The sequence below is a fragment of the Segnochrobactrum spirostomi genome, from assembly GCF_009600605.1.
Lineage (GTDB): Bacteria > Pseudomonadota > Alphaproteobacteria > Rhizobiales > Segnochrobactraceae > Segnochrobactrum > Segnochrobactrum spirostomi.
Genome location: NZ_VWNA01000002.1, coordinates 188,203 through 214,582 on the forward strand (window position 1 = coordinate 188,203; position 26,380 = coordinate 214,582).

Here is a 26,380-nt window from a genome sequence, read left to right on the forward strand (position 1 = left end):
CGGCTTCATTTGGCACTTTGCCGCGAAGCGCCGGTTCGGGAGAAAAACCAATGAATCGAAAGGGCGGCACGACTGCCGTGACCGTGCAGTCGGCCAATGACGATATCGGCATCGAGAAGAGACTCGAGCTTTACCGGCTACAAGTCGAAATTCGGGATTGCGAGAAGCGCGCCTATGATCTGTTCATGCAGAACTTGATCAAGGGAACGAGCCATTTGTCTTTGGGGCAGGAGGCGATTGCTGCCGCCTTCGGCGTCGCGATGGAGAAGAATGACAAGTCGTTCTGCACCTATCGCGGCCATGCCCACACGCTGGCGCGCGGCGTCGGCATGGAGAAGATGCTCGGCGAACTGATGCTGCGCGATGTCGGGCTGATGCGCGGCAAAGGCGGCTCGATGCACCTGACCTCCGTCGAGCACGGTGTCATGGGATCTTACGCCATCATCGGCGCCCATCTCCCGATCGCCTGCGGCTCGGCCTGGCGGGCGCAATATCTCGGCGAGCCGGACGTCGCGGTCTGCTTCTTCGGCGACGGCACGACGAACATCGGCGCCTTCCACGAGGCGCTCAATTTCGCGGCGATTTGGAAGCTGCCGGTCGTCTTCGTCTGCGAGAACAATCTCTACATGGAATATACGCCGATCCACGAGGTGATCCCGGTCGAGAACCCGGCTGGCGACCGCGCAGGGGCCTATGGGCTCGAAAAGATCGTGATCGACGGCAACGATGCCGACGTCGTCTTCCGCACCGCGCGGGCCGCGATCGAGAAGGCGCGCGCCGGCGAGGGCCCGTCGCTCATCGAGGCGCTGACCTATCGCCATTCCGGCCATTCGCGCGCCGATCCGGCCAAATATCGCCCGTCGGGCGAGCTCGAAAAATGGCTGGAGCGCGATCCCTTGAAGATCTACCGCGCGCGGCTCGAAGAGCACGGCGTGGCGGGCGACACGATCGCGGCCATCGAGGCGGAGAGCAAGCGCAAGGTCGACGAGGCGACGGAGGTCTGCAAGGCCTCGCCGCCGGCGCCGGTCGAGCTCCTGACGACGGACGTCTACGCCGATGGGGGCTGGGCATGGCGGAACTGAGCTATCGCGACGCGGTGATCCGCGGCATCGCGCAGGAAATGGAGCGCGACGAGCGCGTCGTCATGATCGGCGAGGACATCGCCAAGGCGGGCGGCGTCTTCAAGGCGACCGTCGGTCTCTATGACCGCTTCGGGCCGCGCCGCGTCCGCGACACCCCGATCTCGGAGCAGGCCATCCTCGGTGCCGCCATGGGCGCGGCGATGACCGGCTTGAGGCCGATCGCCGAGATCATGTTCTCGGACTTCATCGCGGTCTGCTTCGACTATATCGCCAACGAATTCCCCAAGACCCGCTACATGACCAACGGCCAGATGGGCTGCCCGCTGGTGGTGCGCACCGGCAACGGCGGCGGCGTCCGCTTCGGTGCCCAGCACTCCCAGTCGGTCGAGAACTGGTCGATGATGATCCCGGGGCTGAAGGTCGTCGCGCCGTCGTCGCCGGCCGACGTGGTCGGCCTGATGGCCGCCGCCATCCGCGACAACGATCCGGTGATCTTCCATGAGCACAAGGCGCTCTACGCCACCAAGGGCGAGGTGCCGGACGGCGAGATCATCGACACCCTCGGGACGGCGAAGATCCTGAAGGCGGGCAGCGATTGCACCATCGTCGCGCTCGCGATGATGGTGCCGCGCTCGCTCGAGGCGGCGGCGATCCTGGAACGCGACCACGGCATCAAGGCCGAGGTCGTCGACCTGCGCTCGCTGGTGCCGCTCGACACCCGGACGATCCTCGGTTCGGTCGCCAAGACCGGCCGGCTCTTCACCGTCGAGGAAAATCCCCGCCTATGCGGCTGGGGTGCCGAGATCGCCTCGATCGTCGCCGACGAGGCGTTCTGGGATCTCGACGGACCGATCGTCCGCATCACCACGCCGCACATCCCGCTGCCGGCCGCCGACCATCTCGAAGATCTCGCGATCCCCTCGGTGGATCGGATCGTCGCGCGGGTCAGCCGCGTCATGAACGGGTAGGGTCATGGCGGACACCATCATCATGCCGCAGCTCGGCGAGACCGTCGCCGAAGGCAAAATCCTGACCTGGTTCAAGAAGATCGGCGACGCCGTCGCGCCCGGGGACCGGCTTTTCGAGGTCGAGACCGACAAGGTGACGATCGACGTCGAGGCGATTGCGAGCGGAACCATCACGGCGATCGCCGTCGGCGACGGTGAGACGGCGACGATCGGCACGGTCGTCGCCGTGCTCGACGGCGCCGTGGCGGCGCCTGCTGCGGTCGCGCCTCCCGCGGCCGAGCCGGTGGCGAACGAAGCGCCGACCTTGCGCCACGAGCCGGTGCCACCGCCTTCGGTGACGATCCACCCGGCGGGACCGCTCGATCCGTTCGAGGAGGTTCGCACCCCCGTCGGCCGGTTCGGCAACCGCGACGGCCTCGCGGGGCTGAAGGTGACGCCGCTCGCCCGTCGGCTGATCGCCCAGAGCGGTGCCGACACGCGGGCGATCGCGGACATCGTGCGGGGCCGCCAGGGCCACCGCGTCGGCCGCGCCGATGTCGAAGCCGTCCTTGCGACCGCTAAACAGGCCCCTGCGCCGGTGCAGCCGGTGGCACCGGCGCCGCGGCCGCAGGCGCCTACACCGTCGCCGGCCGCCGCGGGCGGGACCGTGATCCCGCTCAACGCGATCCGCCAGCGCACCGGCGAACGGCTCGCCGAGAACTGGCGGACCATCCCCCACGTCTTCCAGGCGGTCGAGGTCGATTTCACCCGCATCGACAAGGCGCGGCTCGCGCATCGCGAGGCGTTCAAGGCGGCGACCGGCCTGTCGCTGACCTATCTGCCCTTCATCGCGCGGGCGACGGCGATGGCGCTCACCGCCTTCCCGCAGGCGAACGCGCGCTTCGAGGCCGGCACGCTTTATGCGAACGCGGACGTCAATCTCGGCATCGCCGTCGACCTCGGCCACAACGGTCTCGTCGTCCCGGTGGTGCGTCAAGCCGACGGCATGACCGTCGCAGGGTTGGCCAAGGCGATCGGGCGGCTCGTCCAGAAGGCGCGCGCCGGCAAGCTCGGCCTCGACGACCTCTCCGGCGGCACCTATTCGATCAGCAACAACGGCGCCTTCGGCACCTTGTTCACGACGCCGATCATCAACGCCCCGCAGGTGGCGATCCTGTCGACCGACGCCATCCGGCCCCGACCGGCGGTGGTGCGGACCGAGGCCGGCGACGTCATCGTGCCGCGCCTCATGGGCATGGTCGGCCAGAGCTTCGACCACCGCGCCTTCGACGGCGCCTATTCGGCGGCCTTTCTCAGCCACCTCAAGACGATCCTCGAAGAACGCGACTGGCATGCGGAGCTCGCTTGAGACCCGCCCTGACTCGCGAAGAATGCGTGGAGGAACTCGATGAAATATAACAGCCCCCATTCGACCGCGTCCTGGGGTACGACCGCCAAGGACTGGGAACAGGGCATCGACTATCACCGCCTGTCGAAGGATCGGCTGCGCCGCGCGCAGGAGGCGATCCGTTTTGCCGGGCTCGGCGGCGTGCTCTGCTTCAACTTCGACAACATCCGCTATGTGACGTCGACCCACATCGGCGAATGGGCACGCGACAAGTTCTTCCGCTATGCGCTCTGCCCGGCCGAAGGCTCGCCGTTTCTCTGGGATCCGGCGCCGCCGGCGAAGCGGCTGTCCTCGCCCTGGATCGCGGACAATGTCGCCGCGCCGATCACGACCATGCAGGGCGCCATTCCGCCCGGCATGAACGTCGCCCGCGACTTCGCCCGTCAGATCAAGAAGGCCCTCGTCCATTACGGCATCGACAAGGAGCCGCTCGGCATCGACATCATGGAGATCGGGATGCTCCGGGCACTCGAGGCCGAGGGCATCGAGGTCGTCGATGGTGCCCAGGCGCTGCTCGATGCGCGCGAGATCAAGACCGGGGACGAGATCGAGCTCCTGAAGATGGCGGCCGCGATGGTCGATGCGACCTATGTCGACATCGCCCGCGCGATCCGCCCCGGCACCAAGGAGAACGAGCTCGTCGCGATCGCCAACGACCGCCTGTTCCGCATGGGCTCGGAGCGGGTGGAGTGCGTCAACTCGGTCTCGGGGCGCCGCGGCCGGCCGCATTCCCACACGTTCTCGGACCGCATGATCCAGCCGGGAGACATGATCTTTCTCGACATCATGCACTCCTTCAACGGCTACCGGACCTGCTATTATCGCACCTTCATCTGCGGCGAGCCGAACAAGCACCAGATCGACGCCTACGAGACCGCGTCGAAGTGGATCAGCGCCTCGATCGACATGATCCGCCCGGGCGTCACCCCGGACGAGGTCGCCGCGGTGTGGCCGGACGCCCACGAGTTCGGTTATCGGGACGAGGAGGAAGCCTTCCTCCTGCAATATGGCCACGGCGTCGGCCTGTCGCTCTGGGAACGGCCGATCTTCTCCAAGCGCTTCCGCGGCCAGAACACGCCGCTCAAGGAGGGCATGGTGTTCGCCCTCGAAACGTGGAAGGGCTCGGACGACGGGTCGGGCGCCGCGCGCATCGAGGAGGAGGTCGTGGTGACCAAGGACGGGTGCGAGATCATCACCAACTTCCCGTCCGATCGCCTGATCTCCTGCGGTCTGCCCGGCTGCGAGGTGTTCTGAGCCGAGGTGTTCTGAGGAGCATGCGATGACAAGTGGGTCCGCGGAGGCGAACGCGAGAATTCCGGTGACGCTCGTCACCGGTTTCCTCGGCAGCGGCAAGACGACGCTGATCAATGCGGCCCTGAAGGCCCCGGAGCTCGCCGACACGGTCGTCGTCGTCAACGAGTTCGGCGAGGTCGGGCTCGATCATTCGCTCTATTCGCGCTCGAACGATGCGGTGATCGTGCTCGAGAACGGCTGCCTCTGCTGCACCGTGCGCAGCGATCTCGTCGCGACCCTCAACAGCCTGTTCCACGCCCGGCAGGCGGGGGAGATCCCCCGCTTCCGGCACATGATCATCGAGACTTCGGGGCTCGCCGAGCCGGGCCCCGTCCTCCAGGCGTTCCTGTCGGAGCCGACCCTCGATGGGCTCTACCGGGTGGCGCGGGTCGTCACTTTGGTCGACGCGGTCAACTGGCGGGACACGGCGCGGGAGCATGACGAGGCGGTGCGCCAGGTCGCCTTCGCCGACGAAATCCGCATCACCAAGCTCGACATGGCGCCGGATGGTGCGGACGCGCGCCTGTCGGCCGATCTTCGCCGCATCAATTCGGCCGCCGCGATCGCGCCGGTCGAACGGACGACGGCCGCGATTGCGGCGCTCCTCTCGACGGACGGCTTCGATCCCGCCGACCCCTCCGCCGACCCGCGGCGCTGGCTCGCCCTGTCGCATTACGAGGCGCACGACGCGCACGGTCACCATCACGCCTGCGGGCCGGAATGCGACGATCCGGACCATCATCACGACCACGACGATCATCACCATCATAACGCCGACCATTTCGCGGCGCGCGGGATCGAGTCCTTCGTGCTTAAGCGGGAGAACCCGCTGTCGCGCGACGAACTGCAGTTTCTGCTCGATGGGATCGGCCAGAATCTCGGAACCGGGCTGCTCCGCGTCAAAGGGCTCGTCAACGTGGCGGAGGAGCCCGGCCGGCCGGCGGTGATCCAGGGCGCGCAGCATCTCCTGCACACCATGACCTGGCTCGACCAATGGCCGGACGATGACCACCGCACGCGGATCGTCTTCATCACCCAAGGCATCGCGCGGCAGAGCCTGTCGGAGGTCATCGAACTCCTCGACCGCATGGCGGCCCGCACCTTCAAGGCGCGCGAGCGCGCCCGCCAAGCGCGGGCCGACCAAGCGGCGTCCTGAAGGTTCTTCCGCCCCGATGGGTCCTTACGGTTCGGACGTTCGCCCCGTGACGAGGCCGCAGACGTGTGCCGCAATGGCGAGCGAGGCGGTGAGGCCCGGGGATTCGATGCCGAGGAGATGGATCAGACCGGGCACGCCGTGGTCGGTCTCGCGCTGGATCAGGAAATCCGGCGCCTCGGTGCCCGGCGGCGCGATCTTCGGGCGGATGCCGCTATAGGCTGGCTGGAGCCTGTCGGGATCGATCGCCGGCCAGTAGCGGCGGATCGAGCGGACAAACGCCTCCTTGCGGGCCGGGTTCACCCCATAATCGATCGCCTCGATCCATTCGACATCCGGGCCGAAGCGGACGCCGCCGGCGAGGTCCAAGGTCAGATGGATGCCGAGCCCGCCCGGCTCCGGCACCGGATAGACCAGATGGCTGAACCGCGTCGCGCCGGAATAAGCAAAATAGTTGCCCCGCGCGTAGTAGGCCGTCGGCCGGCTTTCGGGCCGCGCGTCCGCGACTGCCCCCGCGATCTCCGGCGCCGCGAGCCCGGCGGCATTGATGACCCAGCGGCTGGCGATCCGCGCCATCCCGTCGGATTCGATCTCGGTGACGATCCGCCCGCCCTCCGGCGCGATGCGGAGCGCCCGGCTGTGGAGCGCCAGCGTCGCGCCGGCGGCCGTCGCATCGGCTTCGAGCGCGTCGATCAACGCCTGTGTGTCGACGATCCCGGTCGAAGGGGAGAGCAGCGCGGCGACGGCGGCGACATCGGGCTCCAGGGCCGCCGCTTCGGCGCCGGAGAGGAAGGCGAGGTCGGTGACGCCGTTCGCGACGGCGCGCCGGATGAGATGGTCGAGCGTGGCGATCTCGGCCTCGGTGGTCGCGACGATGATCTTGCCGCAGCGGCGGACGGGCACGCCTTTCGCCGCCGCATAGGCATAGAGCCGGTCGCGCCCCTCGACGCAGAGCCGCGCCTTGAGGCTGTCCTTCGGATAATAGATCCCGGAATGGACGACGCCGCTGTTGCGCGACGAGGTCGCCGTCCCGAAGCGCGCTTCCTTCTCGACGAGCAGGGTCTCGATCCCGGCAAGAGCGAGGGCCCGCGCGACGGCGAGCCCGACGACCCCGCCGCCGATCACGACGCATTCGAAATCCCCGGCCACCTCGCGGTCGTCGGCCGTCATGCCGTGTCCCTCATCTCAGCCCTGCGCGACCCCTCGTACCGTCTCAGTGTGGCCTACGCGGAGCGGCCGGCCGAGCGGCAAGATGTCCGAACCGGATGCCGGCGCGCCGCCCTCAATAATGGCCGGCGGCGCGCATGATCGCGTCGATACGGGCCTGGGCGTTCTCCAGCGCCTGCCGGTCCGTCACCTCGCCCGAGAGGGCGCGATGGATCTCGGTCCCCAGGGCGAGCTCGATCGCGAGATATTCCGGGACCGGCGGCCGCGGCCAGGATTTCAGCATGTTGCGCTTCGCCAGCCGGTCGACGATCGAGACGATCGGCGAGGTCGCCGCCGCCTCCGGGTCGGCGGAGACGGAGAAGCGCGGCGCGACGGGGAAACCGTTGCGCACGCCCGCCTTCATCGCCTCCGGCGAGGCCATCCAGGCGATCGCCTCGAAGGCGAGTTCGACCTGTTCCTTCGGCAGGTTGCGCGGGATGCCGAGCAGGAAGCCGCCGATCGGGTTGTTGGACGTGCCGGCAGGTCCGCGCGGCTGCTGCAGATAGGCCACCTTGTGGCGCACGACCGAGCCGATGTCGGTCTCGAACCGCGCCGCGCGCACCGTCCAGCAATAGGCCATGGCGGTCGAGCCGTTCAGGAACGCCGTGGTGCGGCGGTCCCAATCCATGGTGAGGATGTCGGGCGGCGAATATTCGACGAGGCGATGCAGATAATCGAGCACGTTGAAGCCCGCCTCGCACAGCACGTGCGGCCGGAGCTGCTCGCCGCTCGCCTTGTCCACGGTGAAGAAGGGGCGTGACTTCGGCAGGTTGAGGATCGATTCGCCGCAGCATGCCATCAGGAACATGAAGGTCGAGGCGACCGGCATGCCCGCGCCGCCGTTCCAGGCGATGCCGTAGAGCCCCCGAGCGGGATTGTGGAAATGCCGCGCGGCCGCGACCGTCTCGTCGAAGGTGGTGGGGTAGCGGTAGCCCTCGGGCTCGAAGATGTCCTTGCGCGCGGCGAGGAGTTCGATGGTGCAATAGATCGGCACGCCATATTGCTTGCCGTTCCACGTCCCCATCGACCAGACCGAGGTGTGGAAATCGAGCGGCGAGATGGTGCTGTTGTCGATGAAGTCGTCGAGCGGCAGCAGGACGTCCTTCTTGACCGCCTCGCCGAGCCATGGCGCGTTGATCGCGACGATGTCGTAGGCCGATTTCGGCTGCTCGCTGTTCTCGATGACGCGGGCGTGGAGGTCGGGCAGCTTGCGCAGGTCGAAATTCTTCCGCGACGAGATGTTGTTGCGGAAGTCGGCCCACATGTTCGACATCGCGTGGAAATAATTGTCGTCGTTGAGCAGGAAACGCAGCTCGCGCTTGCCCGAGAACAGGCTCTCGATGAGCCGCGGCGGCGGGATGATCTGAGCGGCGAAATAGGAGCCGCCGAAATAGAAGGCCTCGTCCTCTTCTGGGTTCGAGCGCATGCCGAAGGTCTCGGCGAGCAGGGATTTCACGCGCTTGGCGTAGGCGACGAAGGTCTCACCGAGGGCTTCGCTCGGCAGGAGAACGAAGGTGCGGCCGCCGTCACGGGCCGGCTTCTTCACGATGTGTCCCGCCGCGATCATCTCGTGGATCCGCCGCATCGCCGTCGCGTAGGGAATCTTCGCGACCGAGGCGAGCGTCGAGATCGTCACCGGCGTGCCGAGCAGGCTCTGCTTCATCAGATAGAGGATGATGTTCCAGGAGGGATCTTCCTCGGCGATCGGGATCATGTCCTGGAAGGGGCTGCGGACGCGCTCCAGGAACGCGATGATCCGCAAGATCTCATGCTCGGTCATGATCGATTTTATTGTTCTGAGGCGGCTTGTTTCGGATGGGGCGTCTTCTCCGGGGCGCACTCTAGCGCGGTTCGCAGTGCGGCTGCCACACTTCCCATCTCGCCCAAGGTGACTGCTGCGTTTCACCCAGTGGGGCGAAAATCACCGCTTGCGGAGCGAAGCGGGACATGCAAAAAGAGGTACATAAGAATATACCTCTAGCCCTTCGCCGAACATTGGGGAATGTTTCATGTCGAGATCGTTCGGGGCGCTGCTTGGGGCAGCCGCCGCCGCTTTGCTCAGTACCGCGTCCGTGCAAGCCGCGAGCCTGGTGATCTTCGGGCCGAGCACATGGGACGCGCTCGCCCCCGGGGCTTCGGAGGAGGTCAACGCGGACGTGCTGGCGAAGCTCAAGGCCGGCTTCATCGCCCAGCATCCCGACGTGACCGATGTCACCGTGAACTCGGGCGGCACCATCACCGACGGCCTCAGCCGCCTGCGCAACGCCGTGCTCGCCGGCGACCAGATCGACGTGATCCTCTGCGCCGCGAACCCCGTCAACACGTCCTATGCCCGGCTGAACCTCATCAGCCCCGTCGACGATCTCGTCGCCTCGCTCGGGGATCGCTTCACCGCCGGCTCGATCTCGAACTTCACCGTCGGCGGCAAGGTGTGGGCCGTGCCGGTCTCGGCGGTCAACGTCACCACCTTCTTCTACAACAAGGACATCTTCGCCAAGGCCGGCATCACGCCCCCGGCGACTTACGAGGAGTTCGTCGCCGACGTCCCCAAGCTGACCGCGCTCGGCGTCGTCCCGGTGGTGCATCAGGGCAAGAACGCCTGGATGTGGCCGCTCTATTATATGAGCTCGCTCGCCCAGACGACCGGCGACAAGCAGATGGATTTCGTCCTGGCGACGCTTCAGGGCAAGGCGAAGTTCACCGATCCCGAGAGCGTCGAGGCCCTCAAGCTTGCCTATGGCTGGGTGAAGGACGGGCTGCTCGATCCGCAATCGAACGAACTCGACGAAGAGGCGATGAAGTCGGTGTTCTTCTCCGGCCGCGCCGCCGCCTATTTCGGCGGGTCGTGGGACGTCCCGAGCCTGACCCAGAACGCCACCTTCCAGTGGGGCGTGTTCCCGTTCCCGAAATATCAGAAGGAACCCGGCAAGCCGGTGGCCTTCGGCGGCGCCGAGAGCGGATTGTGCGTCTCGAGCGCCTCGAAGAATCCCGAGCTCGCCAAGGCCTTCATCGCCTATGCGGCGCAGGATGCGCAGGCGAAGATCATGCTCGATCCGATCGCGCCGATCGCGACCTCGCTCAAGGGCGTGCCCGGCGTCGACACGCCGGTCGCCAAGGAATTGTCGACCGTGCTGCCGGCCTCGAAGTTCCTCGACTGGGTGTGGCCGCGGGAACTGACCGAGGTCATCCAGCGCGAGGTCCAGTCGATGATGGGCGGGGCGGAGACGCCCGAGCAGGCGGCGGCGAACATGCAGGCGAAGCTCGATCAGATGGTGGCCGCAGGCTACGTCTACGGCAAGTGATCGCTTGCAAGTGATCCCTGCCAAAGTGATCCCTGGGGGGAGTGAGCAGCGCGAGTGAGGGTAATGGATACCAAATATCTGGCGCCCCTCGCGCTGCTCCTTCCCGGGATGACGCTGCTCGGCGTCTTCATGCTGGTGCCGATCGCCTACGGTCTCTATCTCAGCGTCCACCAGTTCGACGGCATCAATCTCGGCGCCTTCGTCGGGCTCTCGAACTACCTCTCCGTCCTCTCCGACGCGAGCTTCCTCAGCGCCCTCGGCCACACCGCGGAATTCGCCGCGATCGTCGTGGTGGGCAAGAACGTCGTCGGCCTTGCGCTTGCGGTGCTCGTCAACATGCCGCTCAAGGGCATGCGGACGGCCCGCACGGTGCTCTTCCTTCCGGTGACGCTCAACATCATCGTCATCGGCGCGTTCTGGCAATTCTTCCTCGCCTCGTCGCGCTTCGGCGGTCCGCTGAACCTCTTTCTCGCCTCTGTGGGGTTGGGCCACTGGCAGACGTCGTGGCTGTCGGCGCCCGGAATCGCGCTCGTCAGCGTCGCGTTCATCGAAATCTGGCGCTGGGCGGGCCTCCACATGCTGATCTTCCTCGCCGGCATGCAGGCGATCGAGCCCTCGCTTTACGAGGCCGCGAGGCTCGAGGGGGCCAACGCCTGGCAGCGCTTCCGCGCGATCACGCTGCCGGCGCTGCGGCCGATCCTGTTCGTCTCGACGCTCCTCGCCCTCATGGGGGCGTTCGTGCGCAGCTTCGACATCGTCTGGGTGCTGACCCGCGCCGGCTTCGGCACCGACGTGGTGGTGACCCGCCTCTACAACGAGGCCTTCCAGTTCGGCCGTTTCGATCGCGCGTCCGCCATGGGCTACGTCATCTTCGTGATCATCGCGGTGATCAGCTTCATCTATGTCCGCGCGGCGAAATTCGGACGCGACGATGCCTAGTCTGCGCCGTGCCTTTCGCCTCAATCCGGTCGGGACCTCGCTCGCCTATGTCGGCCTCGCCTTCGCCATCGTTCAGGCGATGGGGCCGGTGGTGTGGCTCATCACCGGCTCGTTGAAATCGCGGGGCGAATTCTACGCCGACCCGTGGAGCCTGCCGAAGGCCTGGCTGTTCCGGAACTATGCCGACGCCTTCGTCACCGCCCGCGTCGGCGACTATGTGCTGAACAGCGCCATCGTCGTGGTGCTCGGTCTGGCGATCCTGCTCGTCTGCGCGGCGACCACCGCCTACGCGCTGGCGCGCTTCGCCTTTCCGGGGCGCGACGCGGTGCTGGCGGTGATCCTGATGACGATGATGGTGCCGCCGGACGTGCTCACGGTGCCGTTGTTCCTGACGCTGCGCTCGCTCGGGCTGCTCGGCACCTTTCTCGGCCTCGCCTTCATCTACGCCGTCGGCGGGTTCGGCATGTCCGTGTTCCTGCTGCGCGGCTATTTCGCCGGTGTGCCGGCCGAGCTCGAGGAAGCGGCGCGGCTCGACGGGGCAGGGGCGCTGCGCATCCTCTGGCACGTCATCCTGCCGATGAGCCTCCCGGGCTTCCTCAGCGTGGTGATCATCCAGGCGATCTCGATGTGGAACGACCTCTACCTCGCCTTCGTCTTCATCCGCGATCCCAAGATGGCGACCGTCCCGCTCGGCCTCCTCAATTTCTTCCGGCGGGATTCCGTCAATTGGCCGCTCTTGCTTGCGGCGCTCGCGATCCTGACCGTTCCCATCCTCGTCCTCTACGCCGCCGCCCAGCGCCGCTTCATCGAGGGCTTCACCAGCGGAGCGGTGAAATGACGGCGCCGATCCTCGTCCTCTCCAACGTCATCATCGACGACCTGTGGCTCGCCGACGGCACCCATCTGCCGAACACCCTCGGGGGCGCGGCGACCTATGCCGCCGCCGCGGCCCGGCTGTGGTGGGACGAGGTCGCCGTGGTCGCCGGCGTCGGGGACGATTTCGACACCGTGACGGCGGGCCGGTTCCGCACCTTCGGGCTGCGTGGCGAGGGGCACCTGCGCCGCAGCCCGCACACCATCCAATCCCGGCTCGTCTACCGGTCCGACGGCAGCCGCACCGAGGTTCCGGCCTACGGCGCAGATCACTTCGCGCGCCTCCAGATCATCCCCGATGACATCCCGGCGGCGCTGCGCCCCGCGGCCGCGTCCTACGTCTTCCGCGACCTCGACGCGGTCTTCTGGGAGAGCCTGCGGCGGGTCAGGGGCGAGCTCGGCCTCGTCCTCTGGGAGCTGCACGACGACGGCATCGCCGGCCGCTGGGCGGACGTCGCGGCTCTGATGCCGCTCGTCGATCTCTTCTCGCTCAATCTCCAGGAGGCGCGCGCCTTGTTCGGCGACGGCTCCCCCTCTCGGGTGTGCGACGCCGTCCTCGAGGCCGGTGCCGCCGCCGTGGTGCTCAGGATGGGCGCCGACGGTGCGCTGGTGGCGACCCCGGATCGCCGGTTCCGGGTCGTCCCGCCGCCGAGCCCGGTCGTCGACGTCACCGGCGGCGGCAATGCGTTCTGCGGCGGCTTCCTGGCCGGTTGGCTGCTGCGACCGGGCGAGGCCGACTTCGCGGCGCGCTGCGCCGCGGCATCCGCCGCCCACGCCCTCGGCCAGTTCGGCCCCGCCGATCCGCTCGATCGCGAACAGGCGCGCGTCTGGGCCGAGACAACCGGCATTCTCACTTTGACCGAAGGTATCCATGAGCCAGTACGCTGACTTCGTCGCCCAGATCGACAGCCTGCCCGAGCTCGTGCGAACCGAGGCGCGGCGGATCGACGACCGCATGCGGCTCCTGCTCAAGACGCCGGAGATCTACGGCATCCGTCAGGTCGTTCTGGTCGGCTCGGGAGATTCCTACTTTGCGGCGCAGGCCGCCGTCCCCGCGATCCGGGCGTGGACGGGCTTGCCGGTCGTCGCAATGCTGGCGATGGAGGCGGCGCGTTATGTCGATGCGGGCGTCGCTCCGCTCGGGGGGCAGACACGCGGCCTCCTCGTCGTCGCCATCTCGAACTCCGGCGAGGCGGCGCGGGTGGTGGAGGCGACGCAACGCCTGCGGGCGCTCGGCGCGCTCACCCTCGCCATCACGGCGGCGCCGGACAGCCGTCTCGGCCGCAGCGCCGAACGGGTTCTCGACATCACCGTGCCGGGCGCGGCGCCGGCGCCGGGCACCCGCAGCTACGTCGCGTCGATGCTCGCGGCCTACTCGGTCGGGCTGCGCCTCGCCGAGGTGCGCCTCGCCGTCACCATGGACGAGGCGAATGCGCTGCGCGGCGAGATCGCCGGCTTGAGCGACGCGCTCGCCACGGCCGCGCAGGTCTCCGCCGGACCGATCCGCGACGTGGTCGATCGCTGGCACGGCTTTGCGAGCGTCGACGTGCTGGGCAGCGGCCCGGCGCTCGCGAGCGCCGGCTATACGGCCGCCAAGCTGGTCGAGGCCGCCGGCCTCCACGCGACCGCCCAGGACGCCGAGGAATTCCACCACCTCAATTATTTCGTGGCCGATCTCGACCACGTGCCGGCCGTCGCCTTCGCCGCCGGGGCCGCGCGCGCGGCGAGCCGCACGCGGGAACTCGTCGGTACGCTCGAGGGCCTCGGTCGGCCGGCCCTGATCGTCACGGATCAGGCCGAGTGGCCTCCTTACGGCGTCCAGATCCGGTTGCCCGAGGTGCGCGAGTGGTTCGCACCGCTCGTCCATGCGGTGCCGGCCGCGCACCTCGCCGCGGCTTGGGCCGAGGCGATCGGCGCGATCCATTATCGCGGCCACACCGGCCGCTGGGGCCGTTCGCAGGGGGCGAACCTCGTGCGCAACAGCGCCCTCGAAGTCTGAGGAGACGGTCTTGCTGCAATCTTTCCCGCTCGCCACCGATCGCAACGGGTTGTTCGACGTCACGGAGGCCGTCGCCGAGGCGGTCGGCCGGACGGGGGTCACCGACGGTCTGGTCCTCGTTTCGGTGCCCCATTCGACGGCGAGCGTCACCGTCGTCTCGCCCTGGGACGTGCTCGGCCTCGAGGATGTCCACGACGAGATCGAGCGCCTCGTGCCGACGCGCATCAACTTCAAGCACCAATACGATACGCCGCAGGACGCCGCCGGCCACGTCAAGGCGGCGATCGTCGGCCACTCGCGCACCTTCTTCATCGAGGGCGGCAAGATCGGCCTCGGGCATTCGCAGAAGATCTATTTCTGGGAGTTCGACGGCCCGCGCAACCGCACCGTCGAGGTCAAGGTGATCGGCCGATGACGAAGGATATCCCGGCGGTCCAACGCGAGCTCTGGGAGACCTACAAATACCGGGACAATGTCCCGCTCGACGGCCTCGCCATCGCCGGCCGGCCCGCGCTGACCGGCATCGACCCGACGAAGGTCGGCGATTATGTCCTGATCTTCGTGCGCGATCCCTTGTGCGCCTACGACGACGACCGGCGACCCAGCTCGCCGCCCGCCTCGACGATCCCGAGCTCGCCGGGCGGACCGGCATGTTCACGAGCTGGACCGGGACCTACAAGGGCGCCCGCATCACCGCCGTCAGCGGTGGCTCCGGCTCTCCCGAGGCGGAGCTCTGCATGGTCGAATTTCTCGAGCATACGGACGCCACGACCTTTCTCCGCGTCGGCGGCTCGGGCGGGACCCACGAGGCGGTGCGGCCGGGCGATCTCGTCATCGCCAAGGGCATCGTGCGCGACGAGGGCCTCAGCGCCGCCTATGTCGGCGGTGGCTGGCCCGCGGTCTGCGATCCGGAGGTGGTCATGGCGCTGAGCGAGGCCGCGCACCGGCTCGGCGTGCCGTACCATGTTGGGCTGACGCGCTCCGTCGATTCCGATTTCGTGCAGGGCGGTCGCCCTTCGGTGCGGGGCTATCTCCGCCCGCATCAGACCGAGGTGGTCGACGATTGTCGGCGCTTCGGCATCCTCAACAGCGATCGCGAGGCGGCGGCGATCGTCACTTTGGCGACCCTGTTCGGTCGGCGCGGCGGCTCGGTCTGCTCGGTCGCCGACAACATCGCCACGGGCGAGCCGTTCGTCGCCGGCGCCGGGCATGCGGCCGCAATCGCCGTTGCCCTCGAAGGGGTCGCCGTGCTCGCCGGCATGGACCGCGCGAAGGCCCGGCAGCAGGCGACGCGCTGGCTGCCGCATATGGGCCTGGAATGAGCGGGGATACCCCGGATTACCCCGGCGCGGGGCGCAGGGCGGGCTTATTTGAACGCGAAGTGCGGGCGCTGGCTGAGCGAACGGCGGGTCGAGAAATGGAAGCGGACATGATCCGCCCATACCGAAAAGCAGCGCTCGACCGGCACGCCTGCGGTGTCGAACGTGGTGCCGGTGACGCGGATCAGCGTGTCGTCTTCCTCGACGTGCAGGAGCCGCGCCTCGTCGGCGGAGGCCTTCACGAGCTCGAAATGCTCTTCGGTCGCGGCGGGCGTGATCCCGTAATTCGTCACGAGGGTCTGCCAGAGCGATCCGTCGATCAGCTCCGCCCTTTCGAGGCCCGGAAACTTTCGGGTCGGCAGCCAGGACGTGTTGATCAGCACGGGCCGGGTGTCGGCGAAGCGGACGCGGCGGATCACGGTCGCGGTGTCGGCGGCGTCGAGCTGCAGGGCGGCGCGGATCAGGGCGGTCGGGGTCGCGATCGTCTGCACGTCGATCGCCGTGCGCGGCTCCTGGCCCTGCCGGCGGATCTGCTCGGCGATACTGATCATCGAGCTCAGGTCGACGCCGACGGGCACGTCCGGCGGCGTCGCGATCGTGCCGATGCCGTGGAGGCGGCGGATCAGCCCGCCGCTCTCGAGCCCTTCGAGGGAGCGCCGCACCGTCATGCGGCTGACGCCGTAGGTCGCGGCGAGTTCGGTCTCCCGGGGCAGGCGGGCTTCGGCCGGGATTTCGCCGGAGAGGATCTGACGGCGCAGATCCTGTTCGACCTGCATGAAGGCCGGCACCGGCGACTCGTGGTTGACGAAGGCCCCGATCTTCAGACTGGCCAGTTGCGGTCGCGCCAAGGGGGAGTCCTCTCGTAACAAGCGCTGAACAAGTCTCGCGCCTTCAGCCCTGTCAAGACAAGAGATTCACCCTTGCGGGATAAGGTCTATCACATTAGACCTCTCATTGTGCAATCGCGAAGATCCGGGGACCTCGACGCGTTTCGAGGTGGCGCGCCCGGCCCCAGACGGAGACGGTGATGGACCACAAGGCATCGGTGCGCGAGCGTGTCTGGAGCGAGTTGCGCAAGGTCGCCGTCCCCGACAGCCGGTTCCACTTCGATTTCGCCGAGTTCATCGCGGACTTCGAAGGCAGTGCCGACGCCGTCGCCCGGTTGACCGCGCATCCTTATTATCGCGAGGCGGACATCGTCTTCATCGCTCCCGACAATTGCATCGAGCAATTGCGCCTTCAGGCGCTGCTGGACGGCAAGCGCGTGCTGATGACGACCTATTCGATCAAGCGGGGCTTCTGGCTGCTCGACCCGGCCGCGATTGCGCCCGCGGACTACGAGAAGGCCGCCATGCTCGACGGCATGGAGCGGCTCGGCAAGCCGGTCACGCTCGACGAGATCGCCGCCTTGGGCAGCGTCGATTATCTCGTGACCGGGACCGGCGCGATCAACCACGACGGGGTCCGGTTCGGTAAGGGCCACGGCTTCTTCGACGCCGAGTGGGGCATCCTCTATACGCTCGGCTGCATCCACGCGGGCACGCCGGCGGCGGCCGTCGTCCACGATTGCCAACTCCTCGACGAGACGCTTCATCCCGACGTGTTCGACACGGTGGTGGACGCGATCTTCACGCCGACGCGCACGATCGAGGTGAGCGACCCACAGAAGCCGACGTGCGGCATCCTCTGGGACCGTCTCGACCCTCACATGCTCGCGACCATTCCGCCGCTTCAGGACCTCAAGGCCTCCGGTCGCACCGTCGTCTGACGGGGATCCGGCCTGGGGCGAACCTCAGCGGAAGCGGCCGTGGCGTTGCAGAACCTCGATCTTGTAGCCGTCCGGGTCCTCGACGAAGAAGAAGCGTGCGAACAGGCCGCCGTCGCGGTTGAATTCGACGATCTTGCGCGGCGCGAAGCCGGCTTCGGCGAAGCGGGTGTGCTCGCCGTCGAGATCGTCGACGACGATGGCAAGGTGGCCGTACCCGTCGCCGAGCGCGTAGGGCTCGGTGCGGCCCTTGTTGATCGTCAGCTCCACCTCGAAATCCGCCTCGTCGTTGCGGAGATAGACGAGAGTGAAGTCGTCGAAATCGAGCCGCTGGGCGACCGAGAGGCCGAACGCCTTCGAATAGAACGCCACGGACCGCGCCTCATCGAGAACGCGGATCATGGAATGCACTGCCTTCGCCATGTCGTCTGCCTTTCTAGCCGTGTGCTGGACAGGATTCTGCGGGGACCCTAGCAGAGGTGCCCCGGTGATGTGTTAGCGGGATGAGACGTCGGAAGCGGCCTCGCCGTCGCCGTTCCCCGGCGCGCCGCGGGTGGCTGACGGCCCGTCGTCGCTCCGCAGGGCGTCGCTGCCGCCGCGCTCCAGGAACAGCACGCAGAGGCAGCGCAGGTGCGAGGTGAAGTTCGGCGGCTCGCCCCGGATTTCGAGGATCTCGGCATGCAGAACCGAGAGGAACCGCGGCAGCGAAAGCCCTTCGCCCGCCGCGATGCGATCGAGGATCGCCCAGAACACCCGTTCGAGGCGAATGCTGGTGCCCTGGCCGTTCAGCCGGATCGAGCGCGTTTCGAGCGCGTACCCCTCCGGCGGCACGCCGGCGAAGATGCGGCACATCGGCGTCCTCCCTCGGGTTCATTCGTCCCATCACAAGCCCGTGTCGTTGCTGCCGATGGTGAGCCGGCATTGTTCATGCACGGATAGGTTGCTCGTCGCGAGATCATCGCGCGACGGACATAAGCAACGCGCGCGCCAGACCAGATTTCTCTATTTATTTCAATTATATAGGGTGCAAGTTGCGGGTCGCTGCCCGTCCAGAACCTCGACACTCGACCCCGGAAAGTGTCCAATTTCTGGTTATTGCATTCGCCTCTGAACGGCACATACTAACCGTTAAAAAGAACAGGGAGGCGCCAATGCCACGGCAGTCGACCATCTCGGAAGCGCGGACCGCGCTCGAGGCGGGACTTAGTCTGCCGTCGGCCGTGCTGGCGCCGCAGGTGGCGGCGAGCTGGCAGCGTTGCCGTGCCCTCGGGCTCGATCCGCGCGCCTCTCCACGGGACGTCGTCGTGTCGTTCGTCGAGGTCAAGCGCCGGCGCGAGGAGGAGGCGACGTTGCGCCGCCTCGCGCTCGCCGAGATGCAGCTTCTCTACGCCCAGATCGCCGGCTCGAATTTCATGATCGCCCTCGGCGACCGCGACGGCATGGTGCTCGACACCCTGAGCGACCGCGAGTTCGCCGACAGCGCGGCCGGCCGCGCGATCGTGCCCGGCAGCTTGTGGGGCGAGGGAGAGCGCGGCACCAACGCCCTCGGCCTCGCCGCGCGGGAACGCGCCCCGGTCGCCATCCACGGGCTCGAACATTATTTCTCCGACCACGGCCATCTGAGCTGCATGGCGGCGCCGATCCTCGATCCGCGCGGCGGGGTCCTGGGGCTCCTCGATGCATCCTGCTCCTACGAGGGGCGCCAGCAGCACACCCACGCCTTGGTGCGCATGGCCGCCTCGCAGATCGAGAACGGCCTGATCTTTCAGGAGTCCGTGGGGAGCTTCATCCTCGCCTTCCATCCCCGGGCCGAATATCTCGACACGCTGTCGGCCGGTCTGGTCGCGATCGGCCGCGACGGTGCGGTGTCGTCGCTCAACCGGGCGGGATCGGCCCTGCTGTCCGGCCTGCCGGCGCGCATCGGCTGCCGCTTCGAGGATCTGTTCGAGGCGCGCTTCGGCACGGTGCTCGACAGCATGCTCGGCGGCGGCATCGCCCGGATCTGTGACCGCGCCGGCAGTGCGGTCTTCATGGTCTGCCGCCGGATCGGCCAGGACGGCCTCGTCGGGGCGAAGCCGAGCCGGACGCCGATGGCCCCGCGCCCGGCGCCGCAGCCGGCCGGCATCGCCGCCGAGTTCGTCTGCGAGGACCCGCCGCTCGCGCTTGCGATCGCCGAAATTCCCCGCGTTCTCGCGCTCGGGCTCCCGGTTCATCTCGTCGGCGAGACGGGATCGGGCAAGGAGGTGATGGCGCGGCACATCCACGGCGTAAGCGGCCGCAGCGGCGCCTTCGTCGCGCTCAATTGCGGGGCGGTTCCGGAGGCGCTGTTCGCCTCGGAGCTGTTCGGCCACGAGCGTGGCGCCTTCACCGGGGCCCGCGAGGAAGGCGCCCTCGGTCTGGCGCGCGCCGCCGACGGCGGGACGCTCTTTCTCGACGAGGTGGCGGAGATGCCGCTCGCGGCGCAGGCGACGCTGCTGCGCTTCCTGGACGGACTGGAGGTGCGCGCCGTCGGCGCGACGAAGGCCGTGCGGGTCGACGTGCAGATCGTCTCGGCGACCAACCGGGACCTCAAGGCGCTGGTGGCCGAGCGTGCCTTCCGTGCCGACCTCTATCATCGCCTCAACGGCATGACGATCGCGCTGCCGCCGCTCGCCGCCCGTGCCGACTTCGCGGCGATCGTGCGGCATCTGCTGACCCGGATCGCCCCCGGCACGGCGATCACCGACGCCGCGATCCGGCGGCTCGCGTCCCGGCCGTGGCCGGGCAATGTGCGCGAGCTCGATGCCGTGCTGAAACGCGCTCTCGTCCGGCTCGACGGCGATCGTCTCGACGAGAACGCCTTCGTGGACGGCGGACCCGTCGGCGAGACGGATTGCTGCGCGAGCTGCCGGCCGAGCCTGCTCAGCCGCCACCGATGCCGGGAGATCCGCACCGTCTACCGCGACACCGGCGGCAACGCCTCGCGCACGGCGCGCCTCCTCGGCCTGTCGCGTACCACCGTCTACAAGCACCTCGACCGGCCGGGACCGAGCGATGGCGCCTGCGCACACGATCTCGGTCGTCGCAACGCCATACCACCCGACTTGGAACGGCTCTGATAAAATCGCCGACCGTCCCTTAAAAGGGAACGGATCCGGCGGCGAAGCGAAGCCGGATCCCCGACAACGACAAGAAGAAGCGCCCTCGACGCGTTCGATCCCAGCGGGGGATATAGGGAGGAGCAGAAAAGTTCATGGTAGAGTTCTTCTCGAAATCGAGTGAACCCAATCGCGACGACGCCAGGATGCGCAATATTCTGCGCGAAAACCGGTCGACCATCGTGCGGCTTGCCGACCAGTTCAGCCAGGGCGCCTATTCGGCCTCGCGGGCGCCGCGCGAGGCGCCGAAGGCCGAGGGCCTGATCATCCACACCGGCACGCGGACGCCGGTGGCCGACATTCCCGAGCCCTATGCCAAGGTCAGCCTCAACGGCCGCGTGCTCGTTGTCGACGGCGCCTCCGGCCGGCAGCTCGACCATCTCGGCAATGTGCTGCGGGTCGTCGGCGAGAGCCACTTCCGGCTCGCGACCAGCGCCAACGGCTTCTTCGATCCGATTGACGACGACAAGGCGGAGGCTCTCGCCAGCCTTGACGGATGCCGCATCGATGCGGACTTCCCCGAATCTGCCTTTTTGGCGGAGATCGAGACCCGTCTCGGGATCAAGCCGACGACGAACGACTGAGTGCCCACCTTCTGAACTCATGATCGCGCCGGCGCCCTCGATGAGGAGGCCTCCCGTCGCGCGATCTGCGGATTGGACCTGCACATGGGCATCACACCGAAGAACGACGCGACCCGAGGGCGGAACGGCAATCCCGTTCGCCTACCTTACGTCACCGCGCCCGATCGCGACCGCGGCGAACGATCGAGCTTCTATCTCGACGAACAAATCTACGACGATCGCCGCACCATGCAGGCATGGGAGGCCTTCCTCGGCTGCGGCTGGGAGGTGGGCGCCCGCACGCCGGTGCGGCGGCTGATTCACGATTCCTGGAGCCGGAGTGCCTCCGGCGGGATCGACGCCAACGGGCGGGAAGCGCCGGTCCTCGACGACCGCGGCGAACTGGAGCGCCTGACGCTCGTCAACGCCGAGTTGCTCTCGGCCGCGCGGCTGCCCTTCGCCACCATCGGCCGCATGCTCGACGGGACCGGCGCGATGCTGGTGCTCGCCGATCAGGACGGCGTGATGATCGAGGCCGTCGGCGACCGCAAGATCCTCCACGATGGCCACGACATCAATCTGGTGATCGGCGGCAAGTGGAACGAGACGGCGGTCGGCACCAACGGCATCGGCACCGCGCTGTGGACCGGCGAGCCGGTCGTCGTTCATGCGGCCGAGCATTTCTGCGCCGGCATCAAGTCGTGGACCTGCGCCGGCGCCCCGATCCGCGACCCGTTCGACGGCAGCATCATCGGCGTCGTCGACCTGTCGGGCCATCCCTCCATCTTCAAGCCCCACAACATCGCGCTGGTGATGGCCGCGGCGCGCGAGATCGAGAAGATCCTGGAAGACCTCCGCAAGGAGGAGCGCACCCATCTCCTCGAAGCCTTCATCAATCTGGCGCCGAGCTATCACAGCAGCGACGGCCTTCTGATCCTCAACGCCCGGGGGCGCATCGTCTACAGCCGCAACGTCTCCAAGCGGGTGTTGGACGAGGTCGCGCTGAGCCCGTTCGAGCCAGGGGAGGGGCTGCCGCAGCTCGATCTCGACCGCATCGACAAGGCCTGCGCGGCGACGGCGTCCGATCGCGACCTCAAGATGGGCGATCTCCACGTCAACCGGCTCGCCCTCGCCAACGGTCGCCGCGGCGTCGCCCTGGTCTTTCCCTCCACCGCGCGGGACCGCCGCAGCGCCCCGCTCGCCACGCCGGCGCGGCTTTCCGCCACCCGTGCCGGCGCCATCGTCGGCCGCAGCCCGGCGCTGCTCGCCGCGATCGATCAAGCGCTCAGCGTCGCGAGTGCGCCGGTGACGACCTCGCTCCTCATCGAAGGCGAGACCGGCGTCGGCAAGGAATTGTTCGCCCGGCTCGTCCACGAGCGCGGCCCGGCGACGGCGAAGCAGGCCTTCGTCGCGCTCAATTGCGGCGCCGTTACGCGCGATCTGTTCGGCAGCGAACTCTTCGGCCACGCCGCCGGCGCCTATACGGGCGCGACCCGCGAGGGCAAGCCCGGCGTGTTCGAGCAGGCCGACAAGGGAACACTCGCTCTCGACGAGATCGGCGAGATGCCGCTCGAGATCCAGCCCTTTCTCCTGCGGGTGCTCGAAGAGCGGGTGGTGCGCCGCCTCGGCGAGGCGCGCGAGCGGCCGGTCTCGGTCCGCCTCGTCGCCTCGACCAACCGCAACCTGCGCGCGGAGAGCGAGGCGGGGCGTTTCCGCCTCGATCTCTATTACCGTATCAGCGCCGTCTCGATCCGCGTGCCCGCGCTCAGGGACCGGGCCGAGGACGTGCCGCTCCTCGTCGATCATTTCAGCCGAAAATATGCGGCGGCGGCCGGCTGCGATCCGCTCGACTTCGACGACGCCGCGCTCGAGCTCATGACGGCCTACGACTGGCCGGGCAATGTCCGCGAATTGCGCAATCTGGTCGACCGGCTCCACGTGCTCGCCAAGCGCCGCCGCGTCGGCGTCGCGGATTTGCCGGTCGAGATGCTGGCGCGGGGCGGGCGCGGCAGAGTCCCCACGGCCGAGCCCGTCGCGCTCGATGTCGCCCCGGTCGGCGGCGTGAGCCTCGCCGATGCCGAGCGGGCGGCGCTTTGTCAGGCGCTCGGTGCGGAGGGCGGCAACCTGAGCCGCGTCGCCCGCCGGCTCGGCATCTCGCGGCCCACCCTCTACCGCAAGCTCGACCAATACGGCATCTCACGGCAATTCGTCTGAGCCGATGGGGCTGTGTTCGGCCGGCTGTGGCGGGATCGGTCGGTCACGACCTCTCGGCACGGCCCTTCTCCCCGTCGGGGAGAAGGTGCCCCGAAGGGGCAGATGAGGGGGCTTTGTGCTCCGGCCTATTCAGCATAAATTACTGAGATAAAAGTGTTTTCTCCTCTCATCCGGCCCTATCGGGCCACCTTCTCCCCGCAAGCGGGGCGAAGGAAGGGGCGGCGATGATGAGGCTATGCGGTTGCAGTCCGGCGGGGCCACACGCCCCGCCGCGCAACGCTCACGACCGGCGCGAGGCCGCGCCCTTCACGGTGCCGGTCCTGTTCTCGGCGATCCATTGCGCCGCGAGGACGAGCGCGCCCATGGCGAAATCCTTGCCGTGGCGGGCGATCATCTCCTCGGAGATCTCGGCGATGCGGCGGAAGAAGGCATCCTTGCTGATTTCCTCTTCGTCGAGTTCGATCTTCGGTTGGGTGGACATGGCTGTCGTCCTCTTCTGTGGCCGGAGCCCCGGGGAATTCGAATGTCGATGGGGCGCCGGCCGGGCCGGCGCGACGGGCTTCGCCGCCTGCGTCCTATTTGAACATCTGCGGCGGGAAGCCGATCAGGGCGGCGGTGCCGTCGCTGGCGCCGAAGGCGAGCTCCCGCCCGTCGGCCGACCATTCCATCGCCGTCACGCTGGCGCCCGCCGGTCGGACGATGAGTTCGTCCGGCTTGCCGATTTGAGCGACGAGGATCTGGCCGTTCTCGTAGGCCGCCGCGACGAGCTTGCGCTTCGGATGGGCGGCGACGCGGTCGACCGCGACGAACCCGCGCCGCCCCGTCTCGAGCGCGCCCTGCCGGGCGTCGCCGACCGGCGGCGTTTCCATCGACCATCCGGCGACGCGGAAGGCGCCGGAGGCGACGAGTGCCTTCGCTGGCCCGCTGAAGGCGACCGTCTGCACCGGGGCCGGGAAGCCGCCGACCACCGAAGAGGTGCGGCCGGCGAGGTCGATCAGGGCGAAGCCGCCCTCGATCATCGGGGCCGCGATCCAGCGCCCGTCGCCGCGCCAGGCGATCGCCGTCGGGCGAGCGGGGAGCGTGACGACGAACGGTGCTGCGCCGGCGAGGTCGGAGACGGTGAGCGCGCGATCCTCGGCGATCGCGACGAGGCCGCCATCCGGCGACAGTGCGAGACAGCCGATCGCGCTACCCGCCGCCCCTCGGATTGCACCGGGATCGCGTGGATCGTCGCTGAAGAGAAGGGTCTCCCCGTCGCTCGCGGCGACGGTGCCGGTCGCACCGTTGCGGTCGAGCGCCGTCACCGGCCGATCGAAGGCGAGGGCGGTTTCGCCCGCGATCCCCGTGGCCGAGAGGGTGAGCACCGCGCCGGCCGCCGTGCCGAGCAGAAATTCCGCCCCGGCGCCCGGTGCGATCAGCGGGGCCGAGCCGTCGCCGGGCACGAGGGTGAGCGGCGGCAGTGGGTCGCGCCGCGGCCGAATGGTGGCGCGGCCGATATCGGCGCTGACGCGGATGCGCCGGTCGGGCGCCTCCTCGTCGGCGGTTGCCGTGATCGCCACCGTGCCGTCCGCGAGGGCGAAGGCGACCGCGCTGCCGTCGCCGGCGAAGGCGAGGGCGGTGACCGGCGCCGGGCACCGCCAGGTGCGGGCGAGGAGGTCGTAATGAGAGGTCGTCGGGACGTGGTTCATGGGCCAGACCTGTTCTCAACGCGGCGACGGCCCCTCGGGACCGGTTCGCCGCTAGCGCAGCGCCGCGAGCGCGCGGTCGATGTCCGCCACCGCATCCTCGACGTCGGCGAGGCGGCGATGGCAATCGGCGAGGGCGGCCTCGGCCGTGGCGAGCTCGCCCTCATAGAACGCGACGTCGTCCTCCGCCGCCGCGTCGGTCTCCGGCGGCGCCTCGGCGAGTTCAAGGCGCTGCAGATCCATTTCGAGCCCGCCGATCCGCTGATTGCACTTCAAGGCCTCGGCATTGAGGGCGGAGAGCTCGGCGACGAGCCGCAATCTCTGCTGGAGAAGGGCGACGGCGGCGGAGGGCTCCGGCACGATCAGACCTCCCTCTCGACGCGGTCGATCGCGGCGCGTCTGCACCCGGCGGCCTTCATGGCTGCACACTCCGCTCCGGTGGGCGGTAGCCGTCGAGCCGTCCGGCGAGGGTCGGCATCTGCTCGCGGAACTGGGCTTCGGCGGTCTCGATGTGGCGGCGCAATTGATCCCAGATATCGACGCGCAGGATCGCGGTGGTGTCGCCGAGCAGACGCTCCATCTCCTCGGCGCGAAATTGTCGGGTGAGCGCCACGCCGGCGAACACGAAGTCGCGCATCAGAAGCGCGTGGGTCTCGGCGAAGCCGCTGATCATCGGGTGGGTGTCGCGGCCGATGCCGCGCTTCGAAAGCTCGGCGAGGATGAAGTCCTGGAAATGGCTCTGGAGCCGATATTGGCTCTCACCGAGGAACTTCATCACGAAGACGAGGTCCCGCTCCATCAACCGGGCGAGGTCGGACGCGACATCGCCGCCGCCCTGTTCGGGCAGCCAAGACGGCTCGTCGGCACCAGATTCACGTGCGGGCATCTCAATCCACGATCCGAAGACGCTGGATGACATCGCGCGATTGCATTGTATTAATCACACTCTGTCAAGAATGCGGACGAAGTAAATTTAAGTGATCATGTTTTCATGCTGCAACGCACGCGCCGTTACGCTTTTACAGTTGTCATTCCATATTGTAACGAAACGTGACAGTCGCGCGGACAGCGGGTGGACGCTGTGGCGAACGCGGCTTGGAATCCCTCGAAAAAGCCGGCTTATTTCGAGTTGGCACGAGCCTTGCGATAATCTCCGGCACAACAAGAAGCCATCGCAGGCGGTCGGCCGATCGAGGTCGTCCCGCCGGGCCAACGACGCCGCTGCGATGTCATAAGAACGAAGGGATGGGAGGAGCTGCGGTCGCAGCCATCAATCTCGATCGGATCGACGGGACACGGTGCTGCGCGGAGCGGCGCCGTTTCGCGCCGACACGGATCGCCGGTTGCGACGTCTCCTTGAGCACCTTTGCCGAAGTTGATCGACCGGCCGGCGGACGGAGCGCGCGTGTTCGTGCCCGGCCGCCGGCGGGAGCCATCATTAACTTGCGGTGATCGAGGCCGCTTTACGCGGGAATGCATCCCGCGCCCCAACGCC

General features: G+C 68.0%; 25 protein-coding genes. 16 read left to right on the forward strand and 9 right to left on the reverse strand.

Annotation, left to right across the window (positions count from 1 at the left end; genetic code table 11):
- Positions 1-50: 50 nt before the first annotated feature.
- The 5 genes from F0357_RS19430 to F0357_RS19450 are packed head-to-tail and all read left to right on the forward strand — an operon-like array spanning position 51 to position 5,886.
- Positions 51-1,082, forward strand: a complete 1,032-nt coding sequence (locus tag F0357_RS19430) for a thiamine pyrophosphate-dependent dehydrogenase E1 component subunit alpha (RefSeq protein ID WP_153488065.1) — start codon at positions 51-53, stop codon at positions 1,080-1,082.
- Positions 1,070-2,050 carry an alpha-ketoacid dehydrogenase subunit beta gene (locus tag F0357_RS19435; RefSeq protein WP_153488069.1) on the forward strand — a complete coding sequence of 327 codons (981 nt, stop codon included), beginning with the start codon at positions 1,070-1,072 and terminating at the stop codon, positions 2,048-2,050. The genes F0357_RS19430 and F0357_RS19435 overlap by 13 nt, the downstream gene beginning before the upstream one ends.
- A gap of 4 nt (positions 2,051-2,054) precedes the next feature.
- On the forward strand, positions 2,055-3,398 hold the full coding sequence (locus tag F0357_RS19440) for a dihydrolipoamide acetyltransferase family protein (protein ID WP_153488073.1): 1,344 nt from the start codon (positions 2,055-2,057) through the stop codon (positions 3,396-3,398).
- Between the two features lie 39 nt (positions 3,399-3,437).
- Positions 3,438-4,691: a M24 family metallopeptidase gene (locus tag F0357_RS19445; RefSeq protein WP_153488077.1), complete on the forward strand. Its 1,254-nt coding sequence runs from the start codon at positions 3,438-3,440 to the stop codon at positions 4,689-4,691.
- 25 nt (positions 4,692-4,716) lie between these two features.
- Complete coding sequence (locus F0357_RS19450; protein WP_153488081.1) at positions 4,717-5,886, forward strand: CobW family GTP-binding protein; 1,170 nt, start codon at positions 4,717-4,719, stop codon at positions 5,884-5,886.
- Between the two features lie 24 nt (positions 5,887-5,910).
- On the opposite strand, the gene F0357_RS19455 is transcribed toward F0357_RS19450, so the two are convergent.
- Positions 5,911-7,053: an NAD(P)/FAD-dependent oxidoreductase gene (locus F0357_RS19455; protein WP_153488086.1), complete on the reverse strand. Its 1,143-nt coding sequence runs from the start codon at positions 7,051-7,053 to the stop codon at positions 5,911-5,913.
- 112 nt (positions 7,054-7,165) lie between these two features.
- A complete protein-coding gene (locus F0357_RS19460; protein ID WP_153488097.1) occupies positions 7,166-8,869 on the reverse strand; it encodes an extracellular solute-binding protein in 1,704 nt (567 codons plus the stop codon).
- A 229-nt stretch (positions 8,870-9,098) separates the two neighbouring features.
- Here F0357_RS19460 and F0357_RS19465 point away from each other — a divergent pair, with 229 nt between their 5' ends.
- From F0357_RS19465 to F0357_RS19495, 7 genes are all read left to right on the forward strand, one after another.
- A complete protein-coding gene (locus F0357_RS19465) occupies positions 9,099-10,391 on the forward strand; it encodes an ABC transporter substrate-binding protein (RefSeq protein ID WP_153488101.1) in 1,293 nt (430 codons plus the stop codon).
- Positions 10,392-10,454: 63 nt separating this feature from the next.
- Entirely contained in the window at positions 10,455-11,330 is an 876-nt protein-coding gene (locus F0357_RS19470) for a carbohydrate ABC transporter permease (protein ID WP_153488107.1), read from the forward strand.
- Positions 11,323-12,168, forward strand: a complete 846-nt coding sequence (locus F0357_RS19475; RefSeq protein ID WP_208948483.1) for a carbohydrate ABC transporter permease — start codon at positions 11,323-11,325, stop codon at positions 12,166-12,168. The genes F0357_RS19470 and F0357_RS19475 overlap by 8 nt, the downstream gene beginning before the upstream one ends.
- Positions 12,165-13,091, forward strand: coding sequence for a carbohydrate kinase family protein (locus tag F0357_RS19480; protein WP_153488115.1), 927 nt, complete (start codon positions 12,165-12,167; stop codon positions 13,089-13,091). Before F0357_RS19475 ends, F0357_RS19480 begins: the two co-directional genes overlap by 4 nt.
- Positions 13,075-14,202, forward strand: coding sequence for an SIS domain-containing protein (locus tag F0357_RS24695; RefSeq protein ID WP_153488119.1), 1,128 nt, complete (start codon positions 13,075-13,077; stop codon positions 14,200-14,202). Before F0357_RS19480 ends, F0357_RS24695 begins: the two co-directional genes overlap by 17 nt.
- 10 nt (positions 14,203-14,212) lie before the next feature.
- Complete coding sequence (locus tag F0357_RS19490; RefSeq protein ID WP_153488124.1) at positions 14,213-14,617, forward strand: secondary thiamine-phosphate synthase enzyme YjbQ; 405 nt, start codon at positions 14,213-14,215, stop codon at positions 14,615-14,617.
- A gap of 160 nt (positions 14,618-14,777) precedes the next feature.
- On the forward strand, positions 14,778-15,524 hold the full coding sequence (locus F0357_RS19495) for a nucleoside phosphorylase (RefSeq protein WP_208948485.1): 747 nt from the start codon (positions 14,778-14,780) through the stop codon (positions 15,522-15,524).
- Between the two features lie 44 nt (positions 15,525-15,568).
- Here F0357_RS19495 and F0357_RS19500 read toward each other — a convergent pair whose 3' ends face one another.
- Positions 15,569-16,369, reverse strand: coding sequence for a GntR family transcriptional regulator (locus F0357_RS19500; protein WP_153488128.1), 801 nt, complete (start codon positions 16,367-16,369; stop codon positions 15,569-15,571).
- A 179-nt stretch (positions 16,370-16,548) separates the two neighbouring features.
- Between F0357_RS19500 and F0357_RS19505 the strand changes: the two genes are divergently transcribed.
- A complete protein-coding gene (locus F0357_RS19505; RefSeq protein WP_153488132.1) occupies positions 16,549-17,289 on the forward strand; it encodes a 5-formyltetrahydrofolate cyclo-ligase in 741 nt (246 codons plus the stop codon).
- Positions 17,290-17,313: 24 nt separating this feature from the next.
- Here F0357_RS19505 and F0357_RS19510 read toward each other — a convergent pair whose 3' ends face one another.
- Both F0357_RS19510 and F0357_RS19515 read right to left on the reverse strand, forming a co-directional pair.
- Positions 17,314-17,709, reverse strand: a complete 396-nt coding sequence (locus F0357_RS19510; RefSeq protein ID WP_153488137.1) for a VOC family protein — start codon at positions 17,707-17,709, stop codon at positions 17,314-17,316.
- Positions 17,710-17,781: 72 nt separating this feature from the next.
- Entirely contained in the window at positions 17,782-18,138 is a 357-nt protein-coding gene (locus F0357_RS19515) for a ribbon-helix-helix domain-containing protein (RefSeq protein ID WP_153488141.1), read from the reverse strand.
- A gap of 299 nt (positions 18,139-18,437) precedes the next feature.
- On the opposite strand from F0357_RS19515, the gene F0357_RS19520 reads away from it, so the two are divergent.
- The 3 genes from F0357_RS19520 to F0357_RS19530 all read left to right on the forward strand — a co-directional run bounded on the left by F0357_RS19520 (position 18,438) and on the right by F0357_RS19530 (position 23,200).
- Positions 18,438-20,384: a sigma-54-dependent Fis family transcriptional regulator gene (locus tag F0357_RS19520; RefSeq protein WP_153488145.1), complete on the forward strand. Its 1,947-nt coding sequence runs from the start codon at positions 18,438-18,440 to the stop codon at positions 20,382-20,384.
- A gap of 134 nt (positions 20,385-20,518) precedes the next feature.
- The gene (locus F0357_RS19525) at positions 20,519-21,007 is read left to right on the forward strand and encodes a hypothetical protein (protein WP_153488148.1); all 489 of its coding nucleotides are present in this window, start codon (positions 20,519-20,521) and stop codon (positions 21,005-21,007) included.
- An 84-nt stretch (positions 21,008-21,091) separates the two neighbouring features.
- The gene (locus tag F0357_RS19530; RefSeq protein WP_208948486.1) at positions 21,092-23,200 is read left to right on the forward strand and encodes a sigma-54-dependent Fis family transcriptional regulator; all 2,109 of its coding nucleotides are present in this window, start codon (positions 21,092-21,094) and stop codon (positions 23,198-23,200) included.
- 280 nt (positions 23,201-23,480) lie between these two features.
- On the opposite strand, the gene F0357_RS19535 is transcribed toward F0357_RS19530, so the two are convergent.
- The 4 genes from F0357_RS19535 to F0357_RS19550 form a co-directional block, all read right to left on the reverse strand.
- A complete protein-coding gene (locus F0357_RS19535; protein WP_153488151.1) occupies positions 23,481-23,681 on the reverse strand; it encodes a hypothetical protein in 201 nt (66 codons plus the stop codon).
- A gap of 94 nt (positions 23,682-23,775) precedes the next feature.
- Positions 23,776-24,888 (reverse strand): WD40 repeat domain-containing protein, encoded by a 1,113-nt coding sequence (locus F0357_RS19540; protein WP_153488155.1) that lies wholly within the window; start codon positions 24,886-24,888, stop codon positions 23,776-23,778.
- A 51-nt stretch (positions 24,889-24,939) separates the two neighbouring features.
- Positions 24,940-25,245: a hypothetical protein gene (locus tag F0357_RS19545; protein WP_153488159.1), complete on the reverse strand. Its 306-nt coding sequence runs from the start codon at positions 25,243-25,245 to the stop codon at positions 24,940-24,942.
- Between the two features lie 55 nt (positions 25,246-25,300).
- On the reverse strand, positions 25,301-25,771 hold the full coding sequence (locus F0357_RS19550; protein ID WP_208948487.1) for a hypothetical protein: 471 nt from the start codon (positions 25,769-25,771) through the stop codon (positions 25,301-25,303).
- Positions 25,772-26,380 lie beyond the last annotated feature (609 nt).

Coding starts and splice junctions, on each gene's coding strand:
- F0357_RS19430 (WP_153488065.1), top strand. CDS start 51: ATGAATCGAAAGGGCGGCACGACTGCCGTGACCGTGCAGTCGGCCAAT.
- F0357_RS19435 (WP_153488069.1), top strand. CDS start 1,070: ATGGCGGAACTGAGCTATCGCGACGCGGTGATCCGCGGCATCGCGCAG.
- F0357_RS19440 (WP_153488073.1), top strand. CDS start 2,055: ATGGCGGACACCATCATCATGCCGCAGCTCGGCGAGACCGTCGCCGAA.
- F0357_RS19445 (WP_153488077.1), top strand. CDS start 3,438: ATGAAATATAACAGCCCCCATTCGACCGCGTCCTGGGGTACGACCGCC.
- F0357_RS19450 (WP_153488081.1), top strand. CDS start 4,717: ATGACAAGTGGGTCCGCGGAGGCGAACGCGAGAATTCCGGTGACGCTC.
- F0357_RS19455 (WP_153488086.1), bottom strand. CDS start 7,053: ATGACGGCCGACGACCGCGAGGTGGCCGGGGATTTCGAATGCGTCGTG.
- F0357_RS19460 (WP_153488097.1), bottom strand. CDS start 8,869: ATGACCGAGCATGAGATCTTGCGGATCATCGCGTTCCTGGAGCGCGTC.
- F0357_RS19465 (WP_153488101.1), top strand. CDS start 9,099: ATGTCGAGATCGTTCGGGGCGCTGCTTGGGGCAGCCGCCGCCGCTTTG.
- F0357_RS19470 (WP_153488107.1), top strand. CDS start 10,455: ATGGATACCAAATATCTGGCGCCCCTCGCGCTGCTCCTTCCCGGGATG.
- F0357_RS19475 (WP_208948483.1), top strand. CDS start 11,323: ATGCCTAGTCTGCGCCGTGCCTTTCGCCTCAATCCGGTCGGGACCTCG.
- F0357_RS19480 (WP_153488115.1), top strand. CDS start 12,165: ATGACGGCGCCGATCCTCGTCCTCTCCAACGTCATCATCGACGACCTG.
- F0357_RS24695 (WP_153488119.1), top strand. CDS start 13,075: ATGAGCCAGTACGCTGACTTCGTCGCCCAGATCGACAGCCTGCCCGAG.
- F0357_RS19505 (WP_153488132.1), top strand. CDS start 16,549: ATGGACCACAAGGCATCGGTGCGCGAGCGTGTCTGGAGCGAGTTGCGC.
- F0357_RS19510 (WP_153488137.1), bottom strand. CDS start 17,709: ATGGCGAAGGCAGTGCATTCCATGATCCGCGTTCTCGATGAGGCGCGG.
- F0357_RS19515 (WP_153488141.1), bottom strand. CDS start 18,138: ATGTGCCGCATCTTCGCCGGCGTGCCGCCGGAGGGGTACGCGCTCGAA.
- F0357_RS19520 (WP_153488145.1), top strand. CDS start 18,438: ATGCCACGGCAGTCGACCATCTCGGAAGCGCGGACCGCGCTCGAGGCG.
- F0357_RS19525 (WP_153488148.1), top strand. CDS start 20,519: ATGGTAGAGTTCTTCTCGAAATCGAGTGAACCCAATCGCGACGACGCC.
- F0357_RS19530 (WP_208948486.1), top strand. CDS start 21,092: ATGGGCATCACACCGAAGAACGACGCGACCCGAGGGCGGAACGGCAAT.
- F0357_RS19535 (WP_153488151.1), bottom strand. CDS start 23,681: ATGTCCACCCAACCGAAGATCGAACTCGACGAAGAGGAAATCAGCAAG.
- F0357_RS19540 (WP_153488155.1), bottom strand. CDS start 24,888: ATGAACCACGTCCCGACGACCTCTCATTACGACCTCCTCGCCCGCACC.
- F0357_RS19550 (WP_208948487.1), bottom strand. CDS start 25,771: ATGCCCGCACGTGAATCTGGTGCCGACGAGCCGTCTTGGCTGCCCGAA.